This window comes from Streptomyces sp. NPDC057543 (assembly GCF_042801895.1).
Lineage (GTDB): Bacteria > Actinomycetota > Actinomycetes > Streptomycetales > Streptomycetaceae > Streptomyces.
Genome location: NZ_JBHVFF010000375.1, coordinates 1 through 6,910 on the forward strand (window position 1 = coordinate 1; position 6,910 = coordinate 6,910).

The window sequence follows — 6,910 nt, forward strand, 5'->3', positions numbered from 1 at the left end:
CTTCCCGACCACCGGCCGGGAAGGGCCCTTGCGCTGTCTCCGTTCCCTACTGCGGCTTGAAGGAGCGGATCTGGTAGCTCCCCTGGAGGTTGCCGCCGCTTCCGGCAGGGGTGGATCCGACCCGGGCGTTGTAGTTGGTCTGCGTGTAGTACTGAACGCGGTGCCCGGTCGCGTTCCAGACGGAGCGGACGTTCTTGCCCCGCTGGATGAAGGAGCAGTCGTCGGCGGTATTCGCCCGCTTCTTGTCCGACCACTGGCAGCGGGTGCCACCTCCGTTCCAGTCGCTGTAGATACAGAAGTAGCCGGGGCTGCAGCTGTAGGAAGCCCGGGCGCTCTCGACGGCGTTCGCGCCGGTGCTCTTCCCGGCGGCGTTCTCGGCGGCCCCGGCGGCGGCCGGCCCGGTGCCGAGCCCCAGGGCCAAGGCGATCGAGGTGACGGCGAGCGCGGTGATGCGGTTCATGGCGGAAACCTCTCTTCCTGACGGTGATCAGGGCTCTGTTCCCTGATCACCAGCAGCGTGGCACGGCCGCTACCTGCGCAGACAGGCGGAAAGGGGGGCGCTCGAAGCCCGCGTCGAAGATCGTGGCGCTCCGCCGTACTCCGGCGCGGAAGCAGGGCCTGAAGGGGCTCGGCCGCACGGAGGATGCGCTCCGGCAGGTACGCGGACGTGACCCGGATGTTCCAGCCCCGGCGCCGGGCGTGGCAGGTCAGGGCCAGGATGTCGAGGTTGATCGCGGTGTGCCACTGGCCGGGCCCGGCTTCGTCACCGTGGTACGCGGGGTAGGTGAGCGTGTGCCCGTCGATCGTCGCCTCGACGCCGGTGCCCGGCTCGGCGAGGGTCGTACGGAAGAGCACGGCGCCCAGCCGGGAGGCGAGGCGCAGCCCCGCCCGGCAGAGCCCGGTCACCGAGGCTCTGGCCGGCGACCGGGCGGTGGACCGACATGGCCGACACCCGAATCGGCGCCGGTGCCGGTACGCGCGCCCGCCGCCGCCTCACCCCTGCCGCAACGCGAACCACAGTTCCGTTCGTACGTCCATGTCGTCCAGGTCCGCGTCCAGAAGCGCCGCGCAGCGGGCGATGCGTTGGCGGACCGTGTTGCGGTGGACCTGGAGGGCGGTGGCCGTGCGGTCCCAGCTGCCGTGCAGGCTCAGCCAGCAGCGCAGGGTCTCGGGCAGGGGCTCGGTGAGCGGGGCGAGGACGGCGCGGGCGTGGGCCTCGGCCTGGTCCGGGGGGATCAGAGCGGACAGGCCGAGGCCGGGGCCGCAGTGGTGGTGGGCCAGCGGAGTGCGCGTGGCCACGGCGCGGCCCAGGGCGCGGGACGCCTGACCGTCGGCGAGGTTGAGCGCGGTGATGGGTGCGGGTGCGGAGACGCCGAGCGTCCAGCCGGGCTGCGGGGTGATCCGTTCGCCGCCGGGGACCAGCACCCTGATGGCGTCGCGGCCCCGGCCCGCGTCGACCAGGGCCGAGCCCAGGGCCGCGCCCAGCGCTCCGGCGGTCAGCGGGTCGACCGGGCCGGCGCCGCCGCTGCGGCGCGCGTGCACCACCGTCCACTGTTCGGCGCCGCCGAGCAGCGGGGCGACGTCCTGCGGGTCCGCGCCCAGCAGCAGCCGTACGAGGGCCGCCGACCGGCCCGCCGCGTCCGCGCCCTGATGTGGGGCGGCGAGCAGGGAGAGCAGGACGACCGCCACCCCGGCGATCGTATGGTCGCCCCCCTCGCGCCGGTCCGTCCCGAGTGCCAGGACGAGACCCTGGCCGCCGCCCAGCGCGTACGCGGACAGGTGCGCGCCCCGCACCGTGTCGGTGGCGGACGTCGGCGCGGGGCGCGGCCCGGCGGAGACCACCCGGGTGAGCCGGGCCAGCGCCGCCCCGACGTCGGGGGCCGGACGACGGCCCGCCGTGTGCAGCTCCTCGCCGTCCGCGGAGAGCAGCACCGCCCGGCCTCCCAGCTGGGCGGCCAGCTGGTGCAGCACCGCGGGCACCGGGTCCGGCCGGGCCGCCGCCGTGGCCAGGGCCTGTTGGGCCCGGGTCACCCGGCGCAGCTCACGGTGGCGGGCCTCGGCCATCAGCCGCCACACGGCCCGGGCGATCGTCGTGAACGGGGTCTCGGGCGGTACCTCCACCAGGGGCAGGCCGTGCCGGTCGCAGGCCTCGATCAGTGCCTGCGGCACCGTGTCGAACACCGGCGTCACCCCGAAACCGAGCGCCGTCGCCCCCGCCTCCACCAGCCGCGCCACATAGGCGTCCGGGTCCTTGAGCGTCAGTCCGGCGCTCAGCAGCAGCTCACCGCCGAGCAGATACGGGTACGGGTCGGCCATCTCCGAGGTGTGCACCCACAGCACATCCGCCTCGGCCGGACCCGCGATCCGGCGCAGTCCGAGCTCCTCCCGGGCGAGCAGCTCGGTGAGCGGGATCGGGGGAGTGGGAGGAGTGGGGGCAGGCGAGGCAGTGGGGGCAGACGAGGGAGTGGGGGCGGGGGGAGCGGGCGGGGGCGGCCCGGCCGAGGCTTCCGACATGGATGGTCCATCCATCGGTGACGGTGATGATGGATGAAACGTACACTTCAGCGCCGCTGGCGGGCCACCTACCGTCTTCTCCGTGTACGACGTGTACACCTGAACCGGAACGGAGGAAGCCCATGGCTGTCGACTACGCGGTGATCATCGTGTACCTGGCCGGCATGCTCGCCATGGGCTGGTGGGGCATGCGCCGCGCCAAGTCCAAGAGCGAATTCCTGGTGGCGGGCCGCCGCCTCGGCCCGTGGATGTACTCCGGCACGATGGCCGCCATCGTCCTCGGCGGCGCCTCCACCATCGGCGGCGTCGGCCTCGGCTACAAGTACGGACTCTCCGGCGCCTGGATGGTCTTCACCATCGGCCTCGGACTGCTCGCCCTGTCCGTCTTCTTCTCGGCGCGCATCGCCCGGCTGAAGGTGTACACCGTCTCCGAGATGCTCGACCTGCGCTACGGCGGCAAGGCCGGGCTCATCTCCGGCGTCGTCATGTGGGCGTACACGCTGATGCTCGCGGTCACCTCGACCATCGCGTACGCCACCATCTTCGACGTCCTCTTCGACCTGAACCGGACCATCGCGATCATCCTCGGCGGCGCCATCGTCGTCGCGTACTCGACGCTCGGCGGCATGTGGTCGATCACCCTCACCGACATGGTGCAGTTCGTCGTCAAGACGATCGGCGTGCTGCTGCTCCTGCTGCCCATCGCGGTGATCAAGGCGGGCGGCTTCAGTGAGATGAAGGCCAAGCTGCCCACCGAGTACTTCGACCCGCTGGGCATCGGCGGCGAGACGATCTTCACGTACGTGCTGATCTACACCTTCGGCATGCTGATCGGCCAGGACATCTGGCAGCGGGTGTTCACGGCGAAGAGCGACCGGACGGCGCGCTGGGGCGGCACGGTTGCCGGTACGTACTGTCTCGTCTACGCGATCGCGGGCGCCGTCATCGGCACCGCCGCGAAGGTCATGTACCCGAAGCTGCCCAGCGCGGACGCCGCGTTCGCGACCATCGTCAAGGACGAACTGCCCATCGGTGTACGAGGACTGGTGCTGGCCGCCGCACTAGCCGCCGTGATGTCCACGTCCTCCGGAGCGCTGATCGCCTGCGCCACCGTCGCCAACAACGACATCTGGTCCCGGCTGCGCGGCGCGGTGTCGCGGGGCGGCGGCGAGGAGCACGACGAGGTGAAGGGCAACCGGGTCTTCATCCTCATCATGGGCGTCGGCGTCATCGCCATCGCCATCGCGCTCAACAACGTGGTCGAGGCCCTGACCGTCGCGTACAACCTGCTCGTCGGCGGACTTCTCGTCCCGATCCTGGGCGGTCTGCTGTGGCGCCGGGGCACGGCGGCCGGCGCGCTGGCCTCGGTGGCCGCCGGTGGCCTGTCCGTGATCGGCCTGATGGCGACGTACGGAATCCTCGCCAACGAACCGATCTACTACGGACTGCTGGCCTCGCTCGTCGTGTACATCGTCGTCTCCCTGGCGACGAAGCCCACCGACGCGGCGGTACTGGCCAACTGGCGCGAACGCCTGGCGGGGCGGGGTGCCGACACCACCGAGTCCGTCGCCGAGACGGTCACCACGTAGGGCCTCACACAGGGTCTCGTCCTCGATCGCCGGGCAGGCAATTCCAGCCCGCCCCGCGATCGGGGACGCAACCCGTTGCCGCGGGACCACACCAGCGCGCCCCGCACACTGAACACCGCACGAATCCCGAAGGAAAGGCACCCACCATGAGCAACGAAACGCCGCGCGGACCCGTCGACTCCTCCCGCGTCCCGCGGTACGCCGGACCCGCGACGTTCGCCCGGCTGCCCCGCCTCGACGAGGTCCACGCCGCCGATGTCGCCGTCGTCGGCGTGCCCTTCGACACGGGTGTCTCCTACCGGCCCGGCGCCCGCTTCGGCGGCAACGCGATCCGTGAGGCGTCGCGCCTCCTGCGCCCGTACAACCCGGCGCAGGACGCCTCGCCGTTCGCCCTCGCGCAGGTCGCCGACGCCGGGGACATCGCCGCGAACCCGTTCAACATCAACGAGGCCGTCGAGACCATCGAGGCCGCCGCAGACGACCTCCTGGCCACCGGCGCCCGCCTGATGACGCTCGGCGGCGACCACACCATCGCGCTGCCGCTGCTGCGCTCCGTCGCGAAGAAGCACGGCCCGGTCGCCCTGCTCCACTTCGACGCCCACCTCGACACCTGGGACACCTACTTCGGCGCCGAGTACACCCACGGCACCCCGTTCCGCCGCGCCGTCGAGGAAGGCATCCTCGACACCTCCGCGCTCTCCCACGTCGGCACCCGCGGCCCGCTCTACGGCAAGCAGGACCTGGACGACGACGCGAAGATGGGCTTCGGCATCGTCACCTCCGCCGACGTCATGCGCCGCGGCGTCGACGAGGTCGCCGACCAGCTCCGTCAGCGCATCGGTGACCGGCCGCTCTACATCTCCATCGACATCGACGTCCTCGACCCGGCGCACGCGCCCGGCACCGGCACCCCCGAGGCCGGCGGACTGACCTCCCGCGAGCTGCTCGAAATCGTCCGCGGGCTGTCCTCCTGCAACCTGGTCTCCGCCGACCTGGTCGAGGTCGCCCCCGCGTACGATCACGCCGAGATCACCTCCGTCGCCGCCTCCCACACGGCGTACGAGCTGACGACGGTCATGTCCCGCCAGATCGCAGAGGCCCGTACGAAGTGAGCCACGACCACCACGACGAGCGGCCGCAGCTCACCCCCGAGCAGATCGCGGCCGCCCTGAACCCCCCGGCCGGGCGCAACGGCGGCGACCTCGTCGTCGAAACCCTCCAGGGCCTCGGCGCGACCACCGTCTTCGGCCTCCCCGGCCAGCACGCGCTCGGCATGTTCGACGCGCTGCGCCGCTCGGCCCTGACGTACATCGGCCTGCGCGTCGAGAACAACGCGGGCTTCGCCGCCGACGCGTACGGCCGTATCACCGGCGAAGTCGCCCCGCTGCTCCTCTCCACCGGGCCCGGCGCCCTCACCTCCCTCGCCGCGCTCCAGGAGGCGGCGGCCGCGTCCGCCCCCGTGCTGGCCATCTCCAGCCAGATCCCGGTTGCGGGCCTGGGCGGTGGCCGCCACGGCTACCTGCACGAACTCCGTGACCAGAAGGCGTCGTTCCGCGACGTCGTGAAGTCCGTCCACACCGTCCGTACGGCCTCCCAGATCCCGTCGGCGATCGCCGCCGCCTGGGAGTCCGCGCTGACCGCCCCGCACGGCCCGGTCTGGATCGAGATCCCGCAGGACGTACTCCTCGCCGAGACCACCCTGCCCGTCGTCACGGCGATGGACGCCACCCCGCGCGCCCTGCACGCCCGCCCCGAACTGACCGCCGTCGCGGCCGATCTGCTGTCGAAGGCCGAGCGTCCGGCGATCATCGCGGGCGGCGGAGTCGTACGGTCCGACGCGTCCGGCAAGCTGCTCGCGCTCGCGGAGAAGATCGACGCCCCGGTCGTCACCACCTTCGGCGGCAAGGGCGCCTTCCCGTGGGAACACCCGCTCTCGCTCCAGTCCTGGCTGGAGGACCGCTACACGACGGACTTCCTGGAGTCCGCCGACGTGCTGCTGGTCGTCGGCTCCGGACTCGGTGAACTCTCCTCGAACTACCACACGTTCGCCCCGCGCGGCCGGGTCATTCAGATCGAGGCCGACGCCGGCAAGCTGGAGTCCAACCACCCCGCGCTCGGCATCCACGCCGACGCCCGCGAGGCCCTGTCCGACCTCCTCGACGCGGTCGACCGCCGCGAGGACCCGTCGGCGCCGGACCGGGTCCGTACGGTCCTCGAAGCGGTACGCGACCGGATCGCCGGCCAGGAACTCACCTTGGAACAGCAGCTCGTCGCCGCGGTCCGCGAGGCGCTGCCCGACGCGTCGCCCAGCTTCTGGGACATGACGATCCTCGCCTACTGGGCCTGGTCCGCCTTCGACGCCCGCCGCCCGAACACGATGCATTCGGCCCAGGGCGCGGGCGGCCTCGGCTACGGCTTCCCGGCCGCCCTCGGCGCGGCGGCCGCCGACCGTACGAAGCCGGTCCTCGCGGTCTCCGGCGACGGCGGCGCGATGTACTCGATCGCGGAACTGGCCACGGCCCGCCAGTACGACCTCCCGGTCACCTGGCTGATCGTCGACGACGGGGGCTACGGCATCCTGCGCGAGTACATGACGGGCGCCTTCGGCGAGGCCACGGCGACCGAGCTCGCCCGCCCCGACTTCGTCGCCCTCGCCGAGTCCTTCGGCGTCCCGGCGGTCCGTACGACCCCCGAGACGCTCGCCGACGACCTGACGAAGTCCCTCGCGGAGCCGGGTCCTTCGGTGGTCGTGCTCCCGGCCCTGCTGAGGATGTTCGAGCCGACGCATCTGTAGGGCGGCGTACGTC

At 72.2% G+C, this 6,910-nt stretch carries 6 protein-coding genes; 3 read left to right on the forward strand and 3 right to left on the reverse strand.

The features are described 5' to 3' along the window. Nucleotides 1-46: 46 nt before the first annotated feature. From ACFU8Q_RS37385 to ACFU8Q_RS37395, 3 genes are all read right to left on the reverse strand, one after another. The gene (locus tag ACFU8Q_RS37385; RefSeq protein WP_384463369.1) at nt 47-460 is read right to left on the reverse strand and encodes a peptidase inhibitor family I36 protein; all 414 of its coding nucleotides are present in this window, start codon (nt 458-460) and stop codon (nt 47-49) included. Further along, entirely contained in the window at nt 457-906 is a 450-nt protein-coding gene (locus ACFU8Q_RS37390) for an Imm49 family immunity protein (protein ID WP_384463372.1), read from the reverse strand. The genes ACFU8Q_RS37385 and ACFU8Q_RS37390 overlap by 4 nt, the downstream gene beginning before the upstream one ends. Nucleotides 907-993: 87 nt before the next feature. Further along, nucleotides 994-2,514, reverse strand: coding sequence for a PucR family transcriptional regulator ligand-binding domain-containing protein (locus ACFU8Q_RS37395; RefSeq protein ID WP_384463375.1), 1,521 nt, complete (start codon nt 2,512-2,514; stop codon nt 994-996). A gap of 122 nt (nt 2,515-2,636) precedes the next feature. On the opposite strand from ACFU8Q_RS37395, the gene ACFU8Q_RS37400 reads away from it, so the two are divergent. The 3 genes from ACFU8Q_RS37400 to ACFU8Q_RS37410 all read left to right on the forward strand — a co-directional run bounded on the left by ACFU8Q_RS37400 (nt 2,637) and on the right by ACFU8Q_RS37410 (nt 6,897). Next, nucleotides 2,637-4,103: a sodium:solute symporter gene (locus tag ACFU8Q_RS37400; protein ID WP_384463378.1), complete on the forward strand. Its 1,467-nt coding sequence runs from the start codon at nt 2,637-2,639 to the stop codon at nt 4,101-4,103. A 146-nt stretch (nt 4,104-4,249) separates the two neighbouring features. Beyond that, the gene (gene speB, locus ACFU8Q_RS37405; RefSeq protein ID WP_384463381.1) at nt 4,250-5,215 is read left to right on the forward strand and encodes an agmatinase; all 966 of its coding nucleotides are present in this window, start codon (nt 4,250-4,252) and stop codon (nt 5,213-5,215) included. Further along, nucleotides 5,212-6,897 (forward strand): thiamine pyrophosphate-binding protein, encoded by a 1,686-nt coding sequence (locus ACFU8Q_RS37410; protein ID WP_384463384.1) that lies wholly within the window; start codon nt 5,212-5,214, stop codon nt 6,895-6,897. Before speB ends, ACFU8Q_RS37410 begins: the two co-directional genes overlap by 4 nt. Nucleotides 6,898-6,910 lie beyond the last annotated feature (13 nt).